This is a genomic window from candidate division KSB1 bacterium, assembly GCA_034506335.1.
Taxonomy (GTDB): domain Bacteria; phylum Zhuqueibacterota; class Zhuqueibacteria; order JANLFK01; family Oleimicrobiaceae; genus Oleimicrobium.
Genome location: JAPDPR010000004.1, coordinates 46,233 through 63,080 on the forward strand (window position 1 = coordinate 46,233; position 16,848 = coordinate 63,080).

The 16,848-nt window shown below is 60.4% G+C and carries 15 protein-coding genes and 2 pseudogenes; 16 read left to right on the top strand and 1 reads right to left on the bottom strand.

What is annotated here, in order from left to right; translation table 11 throughout:
* The 14 genes from ONB25_02625 to ONB25_02690 all read left to right on the top strand — a co-directional run.
* The coding region (locus ONB25_02625) for an HAD family phosphatase (GenBank protein MDZ7391781.1) at positions 1-743 on the top strand (743 nt) is incomplete at its 5' end.
* A 221-nt stretch (positions 744-964) separates the two neighbouring features.
* Entirely contained in the window at positions 965-2,155 is a 1,191-nt protein-coding gene (locus tag ONB25_02630) for a hypothetical protein (GenBank protein ID MDZ7391782.1), read from the top strand.
* Positions 2,156-2,177: 22 nt separating this feature from the next.
* Positions 2,178-3,608, top strand: a complete 1,431-nt coding sequence (locus ONB25_02635) for a hypothetical protein (GenBank protein ID MDZ7391783.1) — start codon at positions 2,178-2,180, stop codon at positions 3,606-3,608.
* An 11-nt stretch (positions 3,609-3,619) separates the two neighbouring features.
* Complete coding sequence (locus tag ONB25_02640; protein MDZ7391784.1) at positions 3,620-4,576, top strand: hypothetical protein; 957 nt, start codon at positions 3,620-3,622, stop codon at positions 4,574-4,576.
* Positions 4,577-4,592: 16 nt separating this feature from the next.
* A complete protein-coding gene (locus ONB25_02645; GenBank protein ID MDZ7391785.1) occupies positions 4,593-5,495 on the top strand; it encodes a PorV/PorQ family protein in 903 nt (300 codons plus the stop codon).
* Positions 5,496-5,508: 13 nt separating this feature from the next.
* Positions 5,509-6,627 (top strand): isocitrate/isopropylmalate dehydrogenase family protein, encoded by a 1,119-nt coding sequence (locus tag ONB25_02650; protein ID MDZ7391786.1) that lies wholly within the window; start codon positions 5,509-5,511, stop codon positions 6,625-6,627.
* A 54-nt stretch (positions 6,628-6,681) separates the two neighbouring features.
* A complete protein-coding gene (locus ONB25_02655) occupies positions 6,682-8,841 on the top strand; it encodes a DUF1926 domain-containing protein (protein MDZ7391787.1) in 2,160 nt (719 codons plus the stop codon).
* Positions 8,838-10,433, top strand: coding sequence for a S41 family peptidase (locus ONB25_02660; protein MDZ7391788.1), 1,596 nt, complete (start codon positions 8,838-8,840; stop codon positions 10,431-10,433). Before ONB25_02655 ends, ONB25_02660 begins: the two co-directional genes overlap by 4 nt.
* 194 nt (positions 10,434-10,627) lie before the next feature.
* Positions 10,628-11,242 carry a MotA/TolQ/ExbB proton channel family protein gene (locus tag ONB25_02665; GenBank protein MDZ7391789.1) on the top strand — a complete coding sequence of 205 codons (615 nt, stop codon included), beginning with the start codon at positions 10,628-10,630 and terminating at the stop codon, positions 11,240-11,242.
* Positions 11,243-11,262: 20 nt separating this feature from the next.
* Positions 11,263-11,664, top strand: a complete 402-nt coding sequence (locus ONB25_02670) for a biopolymer transporter ExbD (protein ID MDZ7391790.1) — start codon at positions 11,263-11,265, stop codon at positions 11,662-11,664.
* A 46-nt stretch (positions 11,665-11,710) separates the two neighbouring features.
* Positions 11,711-12,127, top strand: coding sequence for a biopolymer transporter ExbD (locus ONB25_02675; protein MDZ7391791.1), 417 nt, complete (start codon positions 11,711-11,713; stop codon positions 12,125-12,127).
* Between the two features lie 12 nt (positions 12,128-12,139).
* A complete protein-coding gene (locus tag ONB25_02680) occupies positions 12,140-12,787 on the top strand; it encodes an energy transducer TonB (GenBank protein MDZ7391792.1) in 648 nt (215 codons plus the stop codon).
* Between the two features lie 93 nt (positions 12,788-12,880).
* Positions 12,881-13,471 (top strand): hypothetical protein, encoded by a 591-nt coding sequence (locus tag ONB25_02685; GenBank protein MDZ7391793.1) that lies wholly within the window; start codon positions 12,881-12,883, stop codon positions 13,469-13,471.
* 30 nt (positions 13,472-13,501) lie between these two features.
* Positions 13,502-15,313 carry a thioredoxin family protein gene (locus tag ONB25_02690; GenBank protein MDZ7391794.1) on the top strand — a complete coding sequence of 604 codons (1,812 nt, stop codon included), beginning with the start codon at positions 13,502-13,504 and terminating at the stop codon, positions 15,311-15,313.
* Positions 15,314-15,316: 3 nt separating this feature from the next.
* On the opposite strand, the gene ONB25_02695 is transcribed toward ONB25_02690, so the two are convergent.
* A complete protein-coding gene (locus ONB25_02695) occupies positions 15,317-15,664 on the bottom strand; it encodes a hypothetical protein (protein MDZ7391795.1) in 348 nt (115 codons plus the stop codon).
* A gap of 311 nt (positions 15,665-15,975) precedes the next feature.
* On the opposite strand from ONB25_02695, the pseudogene ONB25_02700 reads away from it, so the two are divergent.
* Together ONB25_02700 and ONB25_02705 are read left to right on the top strand one after the other, a co-directional pair.
* Positions 15,976-16,041: pseudogene (locus tag ONB25_02700) on the top strand (hypothetical protein).
* A gap of 142 nt (positions 16,042-16,183) precedes the next feature.
* Positions 16,184-16,408: pseudogene (locus ONB25_02705) on the top strand (tyrosine-type recombinase/integrase).
* Positions 16,409-16,848 lie beyond the last annotated feature (440 nt).

The window sequence follows — 16,848 nt, forward strand, 5'->3', positions numbered from 1 at the left end:
AAGGGGCTGCGGCTGGTGTACGAGGCGCCGCTGCTTCGCCACTTTACCGCCCGCTTGGAGGAGGTGTCGTGATCCGCGCTGTGCTGTTTGACTTTGACGGCGTCATCGGCGACACCATGTCGTGGCATCTGCGGGCCTGGAAAGAAGTTCTCGCCACGGTGGGCATCACGCTCGTGCCGGAAATGGTTTTGAAAAACGAAGGGAGGCCGGCGGGGGAAATTGCAAAGATCATCGCAGACGCCGTGGGCGTCCCTATGACCCGAGAGCAGGCGGAAGAAATTGCCCGCCGCAAGAATGAGCGCTTTAGGGAGCTCCACCGGGCCACCGCAGCGCGTGGCTCTGTTGAGCTGGTGGAGGAGCTCAAGAGCAGGCGCGTGAAGGTAGCCTTGGTCACCGGTACCGAGAGGGCCAATGTGCACGCGGTGCTGCCGGCGGAGCTGGTGGCCATGTTCGACGCTATTGTGGCTGCGGGCGACGCCCACCGCGGGAAGCCACACCCGGACCCTTATCTGCTTGCGGCCCGGCGTGTGGGCGTGGACCCTGTGCACTGTTTGGTGGTGGAGAACGCGCCGTCAGGCATCCGTGCAGCGCGAGAGGCGGGTATGAAGTGCGTGGCCCTGCGGACGACACTGCCCGACCAGTACCTGCAGGGCGCGGACCTCATCGTCGATGACTTGCCTGCTTTGCTTGCGCTCCTTGACGGTCTGCACGTGGGGGTAACCCCTGGGCGAAAAAGGGCTTGATTTTCCAGGGTCGTTTCGCTACATTTCCCGGCGCAGCGAAACTAAATGGGAGGTCGCCTCGAGTCTATCCTTGTGACAGTTTTCCAGTTCAGTGCAGCGGATGATTACCTTGCGGGAGGGGTGTGGGGTCGGACGACGACTCGGAGGGCGACTTTGCGATTGGCAGCAGCGACCGGGTGCCAAGCGTTTGAGTGCCCGGTCTTTTTGTATGAGAAAGAACGATGAGGTGGTACGGAACCCTGGCAGCCGGTGTCCTATGGGTCGGGCTGGCCTGCAGCCCTGAGTCACCGAGCCGTTCGGATGCCCACGCCCCGCGTCTCCTCGAACTGAGGGTCCCCGAGGTATTCAACCGTTCCCAGTGGTACCTTGTGCAGGCGCTGGTGAGCGACCCACAGGGTGTGGAGGATGTGCGTTTCGTGCTGCTCACGCGCTACGCTCAGGCAACTGTGGCAGGCACCGACACCCTGTGGGACGATGGAGGGTTCCTGCGCCCCGGCGATGGGGACGAGATCGCCAGGGATGGCGTCTTTTCCCAGCGCGTACGGTATTCGTCCCCGCAGAGCGGGATAGAGAAGATCTCTTTAGAATTCCGCGCTGTCGACCAGGGCGGCCACTGGTCCGAGCCGGTGGTCAAAACGGCGGTCTTGCGGGCTAACGCCGCGCCGCAGATCGTGGACCTCTTCGTGCCGGACAGCTTGCCCAGCGGCTTCCCAGGGACCCGACTCATTTACGCGGATGTGGTGGATTCGCAGGGGGTGGCGGACGTGAGCAGAGTTGCCTTCCGAGCTCTGCGCGGAGGCGCCTGGGCCTTTGAGGGAGAGCTCCTGGACGATGGCAGTCAAGGGGATGAGCACGCGGGCGACGGGCGCTTCAGCTTGGGTCTGGAGGCATCCTTCGCCGCAGGCAAGATAGGCAACTATGAGCTGGTTTTCGTGGCAAGCGATTTGGGCGGGGCACAAAGTCCGGAGGTGCGCGCCTGGCTGTTCATTGCCAACGAACCGCCGGTGCTGAGCCATGTCAGCGTCCCAGACTCGGTGGAAAAACCCGCACGCGGTGCCCTCCTTGTCCGCATCACCGCCCAAGTTGATGATCCCCAGTCATTGGTCGACATTAAGCGTGTCGGGTTCACCTCTCGCAAGCCGGACTCCACATTTGCCAACGCCGGGCAGCCAATCCCCATGGTTGACAACGGCGTCGCTTTTGATCCCTCTGTGGCCTATGCTTACGGCGACGAGGTGGCAGGCGATGGTACCTACACCTTCACGCTGGTGGTGTATGCCGACCAGGATGCCCGGCAATGGGACCCGCAAGGGAATCCCATTCAGCAGGGGTGGTACACATTCACCTTCATAGCGGAGGATAAAGTTGGCAACGTCAGTGAGGCGGTTAGCCGTTCGTTCAAGGTTCGGTAGAGCAACGAGGGCCATCCTGTGCTTGGCAGGCCTCCTCGCGCTCCTGCTCGGGCTGCACTCGTTGGGTTGGGCACAGGCGGGGCGGATTAGCAGCTACCGCTTCGACCAGCCACCGCCAGAGCCGCGCCTCGCGAGCAACGCCGTCACCGATATCGTGGTGGCGGGAACCCAAGTGTGGGTGGGTACCGGTGGCGGACTCAGCGTTAGTGACGACGGAGGCAAGACCTGGCGCTCGTATGGTGCGGCGCATGGCTTGGGCAAGGGAGGCATCTCGGCCCTTGTGGTGCGCGGTGATACCATCTGGACCGCCACGGCATTCGATACGGTGATTACCAACATCGGCGCGCTTCCTGCAGGTGGAGGGTTGTCGTACAGCACCGATGGCGGCCGCACGTGGCAGTGGGTGCCGCAACCTGGCCCCACACCGGTGCAGAACGTCACCTATGACATCGCCCTTACTGACAGCGCGGTCTGGATCGCCAGCTGGGGTGGCGGGTTGCGCCGCTCCCGGGACATGGGGCAAACCTGGGAGGTGGTGACGCCGGACACGTTCCTTTTCGACCCGTTCGGAAATCTCAATCATCGGGCATTCGCCGTCATCGCCGTCGAGGAAACCCTCTGGGTGGGCACGGCCAAAGGGATTAACAAGTCCATCGATGGGGGGCGCACCTGGGTGAACATGAACCACCACAATCAGGACCACCCGATCTCCGGCAACTTTGTGGTGGCCCTTGCGCACCAGCGCCTTGGTAGCAAATCCCTCCTGTGGGCCGCCACAATCGAGGCGGAGGACCCCGGGGAATTTCGTGCGGTTTCCGTGTCGGAGGATGGAGGGAAATCCTGGCGCCCCGTGCTGCGCGGGGAATTTGTGCACAACTTCGGTTTTGACCCCGTGATCGGCACCGTTTATGCAGTGTCGGACAATGGCCTGTGGAAATCGGTGGCAGTTGACTCGTTTCTCGTCTTTCCCCCTATTCGGGACAGTCAGAGTGGGGAGCGGATCCTCACCAGCCAGTTCTACTGCGTGGCCGTTGACCTGGCGAACTTTCTTTGGGTGGGCACGGCAGACGGCCTTGCGAAGACCGACAATAATGGCTACACGTGGGCGGTCTTCCGCGCTTTTGTGCCAACTGGCACGGGTGGAACACCCCGTACGTATGCCTATCCCAACCCTTTTTCTCCCATGCGGCACAACCAACTTGGAGGCGATGGGTACGTGCGTTTCCAGTACAACACCACTCGGCCGACGCGCGTGACCATTCGCGTGTACGACTTTGCTCTGGAGCTGGTGGCTACCGTGGTTGAGGGGAAAGCACGTCCTGCCGGCGATTTCAGCGAGGCGTGGAATGGACGCAACGACCGCGGCGACGTTGTGGCCAACGGCGTCTATTTCTACCGGCTCGACTTGGAGGGCGAGGGCAGCTTCTGGGGCAAGGTGATGATTCTGAACTGAGCGGAGGCGTGATGAAGGTTCGATTGCTGGCGGCGCTAGTGGCCTTGGGATGGGGTGTGGCCAGTGCGGCAGAGGGCTCGGGTGGCTATGCCGGGGCTTTTCTCCGCATGGGGCTGGCCCCGCGTGCCCAGGCCATGGGTGACGCCTACGTAGCCGTTCCCCAGGGGGCATACGTTGGGCTATACAATCCCGCAGGGGTAGCGCTCCTCCCGGGGCCAGAGTTTGCGGTGGCTGCCGGAGCTCTGACCTTGGATCGGTCGCTCTTTGTGGTTGGCTTCTCGCTGCCGGTTCGACCCAAGGGCCACGGCGCCATGGATGGTGGTGTAGGATTTACGTGGATTCATGCCGGTGTAGACAATATCGACGGTCGTGACAGTGACGGCGTGCCCATTGGCACCTTTTCCAACTCGGAGAATGCGTTCGCCCTGACATTCGCGGTAAGACCACACAGGGTGCTCACGGTGGGCCTTACCGGGGCGATTCTGTACAATCGGCTGCCAGGTGTCACACGGGAAAATGGCGCGCTCACCAGCTCGGGTGTTGGCCTCACCGCGGGTGCCATGCTCACACCGTGGCGGGGGTTGACGGTGGGCGTGGCGTTGCACAATATCAACGCCAAATACACCTGGAACACTGAGAAGGTCTACGAACGCGGGACCGCAGTGACGGACCGGTTTCCCGTCTCCCTGCGGATGGGTGCCTCGTATCGCTTGGGCGAGGACAAAATGCTCGCCAGCGTGGAACTGGAGCAAAATGAAAAGCTCGGCACCCTGTATCGGCTGGGAATAGAGGCGGCAATTGCCAAGCAGTTAGCGCTGCGTGGCGGCCTCAACAACGGTCGCCTGCGGGTGGGTGTTGGATTCATCTTTCCAGTCCTTGGTCATCGCGCCGGGTTGGACTATGCCTATCTCGCGAGCGTGGAAGGCCTGGGCGCCGACCACATGTTCGGATGGGTCTTTTACTTGTGAGACGAGGAGGGCGCTCATGCGACGCGGGCTGTGCGTGCTGCTCCTGGTGAGTGTTGCTCATGGCGGCCAACCGGGCAGTACCGGCTTTGCAGTGCTCAAGCTGACAACCGGTGCGCGGGCGATGGGCATGGCTGGCGCAGGCGGTGTGACTGCCTCGGACGCGAGTGCTGTGTACTCGAACCCCGCAGCCCTCACTACGCTCCGCGGGAGCGAGGTGTATCTGAGCCACAATGAATGGCTGCTGGGTACAGACCACGACGCCGTGGCAGTTGCGGTAGTTGGTGCAAAGCAGGCTTGGGGGGTAAGTGTGGCTCACTTGGCAGTGGGGGACATCGAGTTGCGCACCGGCCCTTCAACCGAGCCGCTGGCGTTGGTCTCCGCCCACGAAGTAGTGGTCGGCCTGAGCTACGCGAGGCGCTGGCATCCCCGGGTGCAGTTGGGCGCCACGGCAAAATACGTGTACAGCAAAATCTATCTCGATACCGCCAGTGGGGGAGCCGTGGACCTGGGTGCGCGGTACGAAACAGGTCTGGCGGGTATGGTCTGCGGTGTGGCGCTGCGAAACCTTGGGGGAACAGGTAGGCTTCGCGATGAGCGGATTGCGTTACCATTTCAGCTCCAGGCTGGGGTGGCGTTACCGATGAGCCTCGACGCTTGGGATACACAGTTCCTCCTCGCCTCTGACCTCGTGGCCGAGCGCGGTCAAACGCTACGCATGCTCGTGGGGCTGGAAGGAGTGGTGCGCGGAATCGCAGCATTGCGTGTAGGCTATGCTGGCGGGTATGCGACGCATGGATTGTCTGCTGGGCTCGGCCTGCGCAGTGGCCGATATCGCATAGATTACGCGTATACGCCATTCAAGGACCAACTGGGCGCCACCCAGCAGCTCTCCTTGTCCATAGGTCTTGGGAAGCGATAAGGACGGAGGTGGCATGGCTAAGTATCGCATCGCGTGGTTGCCAGGAGACGGTATCGGTCGAGATGTCATGGACGCCGCGCGCATCGTGCTGGACAAGCTCCAGTTTGACGCTGAGTACATCCCCGGCGACATTGGCTGGGAGTTTTGGTGCAAGGAAGGTAATCCGCTTCCTGACCGCACCATCAAACTGCTCAAGGAAACCGACTGCTGCCTGTTCGGAGCGATAACGTCCAAGCCGAAAGAGGAGGCAGAAAAGGAGCTGAGCCCTGAGCTGCAGGGCAAGGGGCTCGTCTACTCCAGCCCGATTGTGCGCTTGCGGCAGGAGTTCAATCTCCGCACCAATTTGCGCCCGTGCCGCGCCTATGAGGGCAATCCCTTGAACTACCGGGAAGGGATTGACCTCGTGGTGTTCCGCGAAAACACCGAAGATCTCTACGCCGGGGTGGAATTCCACCCAGTGCCTCGGGCGGTGCGCAGCGTACTGGAGGAATATCATCCCAAGATGCGGCGCTTCGCCGGCGTCCCCGACGAGGATATGGCAATCTCGCTGCGTATCGTGACCCGCCAGGCCAGCCGGAATATCGTCCGCGATGCGTTCGAATACGCGCGCAAGCACGGCTATAAGAGCGTGACCGTGGTGGAAAAACCCAATGTGGTTCGCGAGACCTCCGGGCTGATGATCCGCGAAGCGCGCAACGTGGCCCAAGAGTATCCGGATATTCAGCTGTGGGAAGCCAATATCGACGCGATGTGCATGTGGCTGCTGAAGAACCCGCTTGACTACGGAGTACTGGTCACTTCCAACATGTTCGGCGATATCATTTCCGACCTCTGCGCCCAGCTTGTGGGGGGCATGGGCTTTGCGAGTAGCGGCAACATCGGCGACAACTATGCCATCTTTGAACCGACCCACGGTTCTGCCCCTAAGTACGCCGGGCAGTACAAGGTGAATCCCATGGCGATGCTTTTGGCCGTAAAGCTCATGTTCGACTGGTTAGATGAGACGGAGATGGCGCAGCGCCTGGAAGGGGCTATCGCTCAAGTGATCAAAGAGGGGAAGGTGCGCACGTATGACATGGGCGGCAACGCGAGCACGTTGGATATGGCGCGCGCCGTAGCTAGCAAGTTATGAGCCTAGGGGACCATTTCCAAAAACGGACAGTGTCGAGCATCGACGAGGGACAGAGTGAAGACAATTAACTTGGCATTGGGTGTTCACAGCCATCAGCCTGTGGGCAACTTCGACTTTGTGTTCCAGGAGGGATTCGACAAAGCCTATCGACCTTTCTTGGAAACATTAGCTCGGCACCCGCGCGTCAAAGTTGCGCTCCACTACACCGGCATCCTTTTGGAGTGGATCGCCACACGCTACCCCGACTTTGTGGCCCTCCTTCGCGAGCTGGTGGCGCGGGGACAGGTGGAGATGATGACCGGCGGCTATTACGAGCCGATAATGATTGCTATTCTCGATGAGGATAAAATTGGGCAGGTGCAAAAGCTGACCAAGTACGTGAGCGAGCTCACCGGGTATAAACCCACAGGTATGTGGCTGGCCGAACGCATCTGGGAACCTCATCTGCCCACACCCCTGCGCCGGGCGGGGATCAGGTACACGGTCGTGGACGATGCGCACTTTAAGTACGCAGGACTGCGCGAGGAGGAGTTGCTGGGCTATCACCTTACGGAAAACGAGGGCGACGAGCTTGCCATCTTCCCCATTAGCGAACGCCTGCGGTACACCATTCCCTTCCAGGAGCCGGAGGTGACGATTGAGTACCTCCGATCTTTGGCCACGGAAGATGGCAGTCGGCTTGTGGTCTTCGCCGATGATGGGGAGAAATTTGGCATCTGGCCTGGAACCCACACTCACTGTTACCAAAACGGCTGGCTGGAGCGCTTTTTCGCCGCCCTGGAGGAGAATGCCGAGTGGATTACAATCCTCCATTTCTCCGAGGCGCTTGAGCGACTTCGTCCGGCTGGTCGTGTCTACTTGCCCACTGCCTCGTACCGGGAGATGATGGAATGGGCCTTGCCAGCCCGCGCGATTCATGAATACGAAGAGTTTGAACAGGCCCTGAAGCAGGCCGGGCTTTTGGAGCGGTACAAGATTTTCGTGCGCGGTGGCTTTTGGCGCAATTTTCTGGCAAAGTATCCCGAGGCCAACCACATGCACAAGCGCATGCTCCGGGTCAGTCGTCGGGTGAAGCGGCTGGCGGAGCGCCACCGCGGGCGAGCGGTCACCGAGGCGCGCGACCACCTGTGGGCGGCGCAGTGCAATTGCCCTTACTGGCATGGGGTGTTCGGAGGGCTGTACTTGAACAACCTGCGAGCGGCCATCTACCGGGAGCTCATAACTGCAGAGAGGCTCCTTGACCTGGTGGAACGCGGAAAGGGCGCCACATGGCTTGATGTGCAGGTCACTGACTTTGACGCAGACGGAGCCAACGAGGTCATTATCGAGACCGATCGGCTCAACCTTTATCTCGCCCCGGAGCACGGTGGGGTGCTCACGGAGCTTGACTTTAAGCCAAAGGCGATCAACCTGTTGGACACTTTAGCGCGCCGAGAGGAGGGTTACCATCGGAGGCTGGCCGCACTGGCGGCAAGCTCCCCGCAGCCTGCCGAAAGCGGAGGCGTGGCCAGTATTCATGACCTCGTGTTAGTCAAGGAGCAAGGGCTCGAGAGGCGATTGCACTACGACCGCTACGAGCATAAAGCCCTTGTGGACCACTTTTTGGCTGAGAATACCACGCTGGAAGAGCTGGCCAGCGCTCAGTATGCAGAGTGCGGCGACTTTGTCAGGGCGCCCTATGAATTCGCCCTAGGCCGGAGGCGTGGGGCAGTAGAGGTTCTGCTGCGACGCACGGGCACGGTAGAGGTGCAGGGGCAACCGCGCGCCATTGAACTCAGCAAGAAGATTGTGGTACGCCAGGGGAGTGACAAACTCTTGGCCGTGTACGAGCTGCGCAACAGAGAGTCGCGCGCCCTCCGCCTGCGGTTCGCTCCGGAATTCAACCTGGCCCTCCAAGCGGGACACGCGCCGGACCGCTACTTCCTTTTCGATGGGGTCAAACCGGCCGAGAGCCACCTCGCCAGCGTGGGGGAGGTGGAGCAGGTGCAAGAGGTGGCGGCCGTTGACGAGTGGCAGGGGCTGCGCGTGCGCCTGACGCTTGACAACCCCAGCACGGTTTGGCGTTTTCCGGTGGAAACCATCTCCCAGTCCGAGGGCGGGTTCGAGCGCGTGTATCAGAGCTCGGCGGTGCTCCCTGTGTGGGAGATTGTCCTGGGGGCGGGGAAGAGTTGGCGCACCCAGGTAGAGATAGCCTGCGAGGAACTTCGGCGGTGAACCTGGACTGGCGGCTGAAGAAGAAAGGTGTTGTTGCTCTTTCCGCTCTGCTCCTGGCGATCGGAGCCTGGTATTTTCAAGGCAAAGCCGCAGGTTCCGGAGCCGCGCTTCCTGACCAGGTGCGGCGCTTCGCTGAGGTGCTCAACGCGGTGCGCCGTCATTACGTGGAGGAGGTGGAGCCGGCGCGGCTGGTTGACGCCGCCATCCGTGGGATGCTCCGGGAGCTGGATCCGCACACGAGCTACTTGCCGGCCTCGTTGGCGGCAGACAGCGAGGAGCGCCAAAATGGCTACTATGAGGGCACTGGCATCGAATTCACCGTGCTCAACCAGATACCGGTGGTTGTGGCCGCTCAGGCGGGAAGCCCTGCGGACCGTGCCGGCATTCGCCCAGGGGATCGCATCCTGCGTATTGATGGCGAGTCTTTGCTTGGTCTGGACGCCAGTGAGGTACAAGCCCGGCTCAGAGGCACGCGGGGCAGCACCGTCTCGCTGGTTCTGAGGAGGGCTGGGGTTGCAGAGCCCATTCGCGTGCAGCTGCAACGGGAGCGCATCCCCTTAGTCAGCGTGGTCTGCGCGTTCATGGCAGACAAGCGCACGGGGTACGTGAGGTTGGGGAGGTTTTGGCGCGCGGCTGCGCGCGAGCTGGACCGCGCCCTGGGCGAGCTGCGGCAACAGGGGATGACCCAGCTGGTGCTGGACCTGCGCTCCAATCCAGGAGGCTACCTTGAGCAGGCATGCGAGGTCGCCGACCTTTTTATTGCCGGAGGCAGGACCATCGTCTACACCCGTGGGCGGCTGCGTGCTCCTCGCGATCAGCTTTGCTCCTCCGACCCCACCCCTTATGCTGACGTGCCCCTGGTCGTGCTGGTGGACGGCGGTACCGCCAGCGCTGCCGAAGTGGTCGCGGGCGCGCTGCAGGATTGGGATAGAGCCCTGCTCGTGGGTGAGCGCACGTTTGGCAAGGCATCGGTCCAGGACGAGGTGCGCCTCAGCGACGGGGCGATATTGCAGATCACCGTGGCTCGGTACTACACCCCCAGCGGGAGGTTGATCCAGCGTTCTCCTAAGGATTACGGCCTGGACACAAGCAACTCCGAGGGGCACCACGAGCAGACTCAACTGACGCGCCCCGTGTTCCGTACCATGGGCGGACGCCCAGTGTACGGGGGTGGAGGCATCGTGCCGGACGTGGAGCTTGCCGCCCGCCCCATCTCTGCGTTCACCCTTCGTGCCATGAACCAGAACCTCTTCTTTGAATATGGGGCCGAATATGCGGCGCGCCACCAGGCGCTGGCGCGGAGCTTCCAGGCGTTCAAAGAACGCTTTGTTGTGGACGAACAGATGCTGGCAGAGTTCCGACGGTTGGCGGCGCGCAGGAACATCCTCGTGGACGAAAGTGCAGCAAAGGCCGACCGGGAGCTGTGGCGGCAGACGATTAAGAGTGAGATTGCCCGACATCTGTGGGGCAATGCGCGCTTCTACGAGATTCTCGTCGCGCAGGACGAACAGGTGCGGGCGGCCTTGGAGCGATTCGACCAGGCGCGTCATCTGCTTCTGGTGAGCGGAGGCGGAGCCCGAGCAAGGGATTGAACGCAGGGAGGCCGCATCCCACGCCCAAGGGTGCCTCGAAGGGCGCTATCGCTTTACCCCGCTCTCCGCGACTCGCCCGAATCGCCAATGGTGCGAAAAAACTGTTGACATTTACGCAAAAATTCGTTATACTTAAGGGCGTCTGTAGGGCCGTCCGTTGCAGGCTTCTAACTTGTTGAAGAGGAGAAGGTAGTATGGTCGAACTGTATCTTCGTGGCGGCGTGTTCATGTGGCCAATTCTGGCGCTGCTGATCTTGGGCCTGGCTATCAGCTTGGAGCGACTGTGGACACTCTCACGGGCCTCAGTAAAGACGCGCAAGTTCCTCGCGCAAGTCCGCGAGGCTCTTCGTACCGGCGGCGTGAAGAGCGCACTGGAGCTCTGCGAGAAAACCCGCGGTCCAGTGGCTGCCATTTTCCATGCAGGGCTGTTGCGGGCAGACCGGGGTATCGACCAGGTGGAGAAGGCCATTGTCAACGCTGGTTCTATCGAGATGGCATTCTTGGAACGAGGGTTGGTGTGGCTGGCTACGGTAGTGAGCGTGGCCCCGATGCTCGGATTCCTCGGCACCGTGTGGGGCATGGTGATCGCATTTGACTCCATTGCCAAGGCAAACGACATCTCGCCCACCATCGTTGCTGACGGTATTTCCCAAGCGCTGCTCACCACCGTGTTTGGGCTAATCGTGGCCATTATCATGCAGGCCGCCCATAACTTCTTCGTCTCCCGCATTGACCGCCTTGTCATCGACATGGAGGAAAGCTCGGTCGACTTTATTGACACATTGGTGGAGATGGAGAAGAGCAAGTAGGGCGGAGAGAGGAAACCCCCATGTTTGTGGAACGCAAGAAAGAGCGCAAGCTCGAGATCCCACAGGCCTCTTTGCCCGACATCGTGTTCTTGTTGCTGACGTTTTTCCTGCTGACAACCACGATTGACGTGGACAAGGGCATCGGTCTGGCACTCCCGCCGAAGGGCGAGACCAAGGAAGTGCGAAAGGAGAACATCGCCAATCTCCTGATCAACGCCAGCGGGCAGGTCATGTTGGACAAGCAGCCGATCGAGATCAGAATGATCCGCGAGGCGATCAAGATGCGGTTGGCTGAGCGGCCACAGCTGATTGTATCGGTCAAGACCGATCGTCGTACCCCGTACGAGGTCTTTATTGCCGTCCTGGACCAGGTGAAGCAAGCTAAAGCGCCGCGCATCTCCATCGCCGAACCTGAATCGTAAGGCGAGCGTCAACGGGAACGATCCGCAGGGTGAAGGAGTTAAAGAAGTGAAATTCCAGAAGAAAGAGAAGGCCTCTGCCGCGATACCCACGGCCTCGCTGCCCGATATCATCTTCATGTTGCTGATGTTCTTCCTGGTAGCGACGGTCTTCAAGGAGTATCGTGGATTGCCGGTGGTGCTTCCGAAGGCGAAGCAGATCGAGAAGCTCCCTGGCAAGCGCGACGTGGCCTACGTATGGGTTGATCGGCTTCAGCGCATCTCCATTGACGACAAGCTGGTGGATGTACGTGAGATCTCCGGCATCATGTACAAGAAGCGCACTGACCCTCTCCATCCGCTAAAGGTCGTCTCGTTGCGCGTGGACAAGGATGCGGAGATGGGTGTGGTCATCGACATCCAAGAGGAGCTGCGCAAGGCCGACGCCCTCAATGTTAACTATTCGGCAAAACCTGCCGGAGAGTGAGGTGATGGAGCCATGCTGAGGAGGAAAGATCCGAAGGCGGACCTCAAGCTGCAGTACCGGAAAGTCTTTCAGCTTTCCATGGTGCTGGCGTTGGTCCTCCTGATCGGGATGTTCCAGGCCTCCAAGCGGTACGAGATTCGCACCCAGAGGGTGGAGAGCATCGACTTTAAGATGCAGGTCGATGAGATTCCGCCCACTGAGCAGATGGACCGGCCGCCGGCGCCGAGTCGCCCGGCTGTGCCCATCGAGAGCGAGAGCGAGGACATCCCTGAGGATGAGACCATCTCCACCACGGAAATGGACTTTTCGGAGTTGCCGCCCCCACCTCCGCCCCCAGAGCAAGTGGACGAGTCGGCCCAGATTTTTGTGGCCTGGGACGAACCTCCCGAACCAATTGGTGGGTTTGAGGCCATCCAAAGAGCGCTGAAGTACCCCGAGATCGCACGCAAGGCCGGCGTGGAAGGGAGGGTCTACGTGATCGCCGTGATTAGCGACAAGGGCGAGGTGATTAAGGCGTGGGCCCAGAACTCTTTGGGCAACAATGGGTGCGATGAGGCGGCAATCGCAGCGGTCAAGGCAGTGAAGTGGAAACCGGCCAAGCAGCGCGACAAACCGGTGACGGTCCAGATCGGCATTCCTGTGATCTTCAAGCTGAAGTAGCCTGAACGGAAAACGGCGTAGGGTATGAAGGCGGTGTTGGGGCACCGCCTTCTTCTTTGGCAGGCGAGGCGATACCAAGGAGGGCGGAGCCAAGTGAGTGTGGCGCGGCGGTCGGGGAGACCTGAGCGAGGGGAAACACCAGGGCCTCCTCCCAAACGATTCTCGCGGGCTCGCACGGCGTTTGTCCTTTGCGGGGTAGCGGTCCTCGTCACCACCATCGCCTGCTTGAACCCGTTTGCTCCTGTTCTGCACCAGGACCCGGGGGATGAGTTGATTATCACGGAGCAGAAGACGCCTGAAGAAGTGCTGCAAAACTTCCGTTATGCCTACACCTTCAAGGACTCGCTCCTCTACGCCAACCTCCTTGACAGCTCCTTTGTCTTCGTATTCTTCGACCCCAACCAGGGGACCTCGGGGCTCTTTATGTCGTGGGGCAGGGACGTCGACCTAAAGGCCACCGGACGGATGTTCCGGAGCTTTGACGTGATCGACCTCACCTGGAACAGCACCATCTACGCCTTTGAGGAGGAGAACACTGCCGAGCTCTCCAAGAGCTTTTCCATCAACTTCAGCGGCGCCTTTGCCGAGTATCGGCTTTCCGGGAGCGCCATCTTTTCGTTCCGCCGGTGCCCGCATGACGGCAAGTGGCGCATCACCAGGTGGAAGGACGAGTCAGAGTACTGAACACAGTATGGAGGGAAGAAGCAAGGGCCGATGATGAGCGGAATCAAGCAATGCCTAGTTCTGTTGGCCGCGGTTGCAGGTGTTTCTACGGCCAATGCCCAGCAGCTCGCGGGGCCGGTGGTGACGGTACGCACTGAGGTCGCCAGCGACTCGCTCCGCCCCGGAGAGGAGACTGCGCTCCGCATTCTGCTGGTGGTTGCGCCTGGCTACCACATCAATTCGCATAGTCCCTTGGACCCGAACCTGATCCCGACTAACGTGACTGTTCAGGCGCCTCCGGGTCTAACGGTTGGTTCGCTGCGGTTTCCGCCTGGACAGCAACGGAAGTTTGCTTTTTCCTCTGAGCCTCTTTCCGTGTATGAGGACACGGTGGAGGTGACGGCCACCCTGGCGGTCCGGGAGCAGGTTTCACCCGGGCCCAGGTGGCTGGAGGGGAAGGTGAGCTTCCAGGCGTGTAATGACCAGGCGTGCTTTCCGCCCGACGAGAGGGTGTTTCGCCTGTCACTGACGGTTTTGCCCGGAGGCGAGTCGGTGAGGTCCCCTGCTGACCAGGGGAAAGCGATCGAGCAGTCGGCAGCCCTGGGTCTGACGGCGGACGAAGTGCGGGCGCAGCGCCTGCTATCGCGGGGACTGCCGTATGCTGTCGTCGCATTCTTCGTGCTTGGGCTGGCGCTGAACCTCACGCCCTGCGTCTATCCGGTGTTGCCCATCACCGTCAGCTATTTTGCCAGCAGGAAGGAGGTCAGCCGCAGTGGGGCGTTTGCCGCCGCCCTGGTGTATGTAGTGGGCATTGCCATCGTCTTCTCTGCCCTGGGGCTGGCCTCAGGTTTGGCGGGGCGCCAGTGGGGGTTCATGTTCCAGAGCCCCTGGTTCGTGCTGGTCATTGCCTTGGTGATCCTGTCCATGGCGGCAAGCATGTTCGGTGCGTTCGAGATCACCGTGCCCAGCTGGCTTCTGACCCGGGTGGGACAAGCTCGTGAGGGGTTGTTCGGGGGATTTATCATGGGCCTCACTGTGGGGTTTGTGATTGCACCTTGTGCCGCTGGGATCATCATTGGCCTGGTGGGTTTGGTGGCAAAGCTGGGCATGGTCGGCAGAGGTGCCCTGCTGTTCTTCGCTATGGGGCTTGGGCTGGGCCTCCCGTACCTGGTATTGGCCACGTTCTCCCAACTTCTGGCTCGCCTCCCCAAGTCAGGGATGTGGATGCTCTGGGTGAGAAAGCTCTTTGGGGTGCTGCTCATTGGCGTAGCAATCTACTTCCTCCTGCCCCAGGCGCAGCGCGCAGCGGACATGCTGGCCTTCTTCCTCGGCCTCTTGGCCATATTCGGCGGACTGCTGTTGGGTTTTCTTGACCATCATCCGGGGTACACGCGAGCGTTCAAGGTCGGAAGAGCGATTTTTGGTGCAATCGCTATTCTCCTTGGGGGCCTTTTATTCGCCGGCTCACTGCGGACCACCGGCGAGGAGGGTATCGACTGGGTGGCATACGAAGGGCAACCGCTGGAGGTGCTCACCTCGGCAGGGAAGCCTGTTTTTGTGGAGTTCTATGCCGACTGGTGCGCTCCATGCAAACAGATGGAGCGGACCACTTTCCGCGATGCCCGGCTCATCGCGCGCAGCAAGGACTTTGTCATGCTTCGTGTAGACTGCACGGCGCCTGATGAGCAGGTGCGCCAGTTCATGCGGGAGTACCAGGTAACCGGGCTGCCTACGTTGGTGTTCCTCGGCGCCGACGGGCGGGAGCGCACTGAATTGCGAGAGGTGGGTGCATTAAGCGCCGAAGAGCTCATTGCCAGGCTGGACGCCCTGGTGGCAGGCCCTCCGGGGGCGCCGACGCAGTGACGTTCAGTGCTTCTCTTCGTACTTGAGGTACAGCGGTATCTCCCTGCCTTCCTTGATAAGGCTGTAGTTGGAGCGGTAGAACTTGAAGAGTTGCTCATTTTCCACGCGATAGGCGAACTGCAGGCCCTTGGTGAACTGGCTCGGTGGGACGAGCTGGTAGCCCTGCGCGAGGAGGAGCGGCTCGGGAATGAATTCGTAGCCGCGGGCGAAGTACCGTTCCATCGCGGTCACGTTCACCTCGAGGTCCGGGCGCGGGCCCTTGAGCCCATAGCCTGCGTGCAAAAGGGAGCGGAGCTGCTCCTGACTGGTGATGGGGGTAAGGTCGGGTGTAGCGGTATCTTTGCCTGACATGCAGAGCCTCCTCTGCTGGTCAATGTTTGCTTTGCCTGGTTCGCCGTCTCTCGTATGGCAAATTTAGGCGAGCGCCGCGTGAAAATCAAGGCGAAAGGTTGCCTTAGCCGCAGTGCCAGCAACCGTTGCAGGGATCGTTAACTTTTCTCTTGACAAGCCGCCTTCCTTTTGTTACATTTGTCCTGCAGTAGGAACCCACTAACTGTGCCAGGGGAAAGGGTTTGGGATTCTTTCACGCATACCCGCCGAGACTGCTTGACCAGGTGCGCCTGGCCCTCCGCGCTGCGCACTACAGCCGAGGTACCGGGCAAGTGTATGCATACCGGACTAGCCGCTTCATCGTCTTCCATTACAAGCGCCACCCGGCGGATATGGGGGAGAACGAAATCGCCGCGTCTCTCAACCACCTGGCAATAAAGGGAAATGCATCCCCCCAGGCACCACTAGGGCGAATGGATGCTCCAGAAGGTGGCCCGACAGGCAAGGGACAAGGCAGGAGTTCGCATCCATGGCAGTGGCTACAGTCTCAGGCATTCCTTTGCGACCCATCTTTTGGACGACGGCTACGGCATTCGTACCATCCAGGAGCTGTTAGGGCACGCAGACGTGAGCACAACTATGATCTACACGCACGTTTTGAATAAGGGCAGGTTGGGGATAAGAAGCCCTGCGGGGCCACTGGAGGCCTGCTGTCTACGCGAGAGTTGCGGAAGCTTCGTTTCGGTCGAAAAAGATGGCAGATGACGTTGCGTATACGGCTGGAAAGTCTCTTGTTAGCCAAGCACGCGACGCCGCATTCTGCGACATAGTGCGTCGCATACCTCTGCAACACGGCCGGGCATGATATTATGTTAGATGGGTAAAATCTCAGGATCGTACCAAGTTTATGAGGAGAATATGTGAATGAGCAGTAGAATATCGCAAGTCTTCACACTAGTTCTGATAGCAATTCTTTCTACCTCCTCCCAAGTATATGGCCAAAAAGGCTATGCTAAAACGGGTATCTATCTTGGCGGAGCTGTTAGCTACCATTCAATAGAGGGTAGTTTTGATGGACAAAGTTATCTTCAAGCTCTCGCGGACTTAATATTATTCCCCAGGATGTCGAGTGGCTTGGGTTGGTGCGTAATATTAGGTGGAAGGCTAGTACTAGGGGCAGTTGAAGCAAGGTATATTGAATCAAG

Coding starts and splice junctions, on each gene's coding strand:
- ONB25_02630 (MDZ7391782.1), top strand. CDS start 965: ATGAGGTGGTACGGAACCCTGGCAGCCGGTGTCCTATGGGTCGGGCTG.
- ONB25_02665 (MDZ7391789.1), top strand. CDS start 10,628: ATGGTCGAACTGTATCTTCGTGGCGGCGTGTTCATGTGGCCAATTCTG.
- ONB25_02650 (MDZ7391786.1), top strand. CDS start 5,509: ATGGCTAAGTATCGCATCGCGTGGTTGCCAGGAGACGGTATCGGTCGA.
- ONB25_02640 (MDZ7391784.1), top strand. CDS start 3,620: ATGAAGGTTCGATTGCTGGCGGCGCTAGTGGCCTTGGGATGGGGTGTG.
- ONB25_02670 (MDZ7391790.1), top strand. CDS start 11,263: ATGTTTGTGGAACGCAAGAAAGAGCGCAAGCTCGAGATCCCACAGGCC.
- ONB25_02695 (MDZ7391795.1), bottom strand. CDS start 15,664: ATGTCAGGCAAAGATACCGCTACACCCGACCTTACCCCCATCACCAGT.
- ONB25_02690 (MDZ7391794.1), top strand. CDS start 13,502: ATGATGAGCGGAATCAAGCAATGCCTAGTTCTGTTGGCCGCGGTTGCA.
- ONB25_02645 (MDZ7391785.1), top strand. CDS start 4,593: ATGCGACGCGGGCTGTGCGTGCTGCTCCTGGTGAGTGTTGCTCATGGC.
- ONB25_02680 (MDZ7391792.1), top strand. CDS start 12,140: ATGCTGAGGAGGAAAGATCCGAAGGCGGACCTCAAGCTGCAGTACCGG.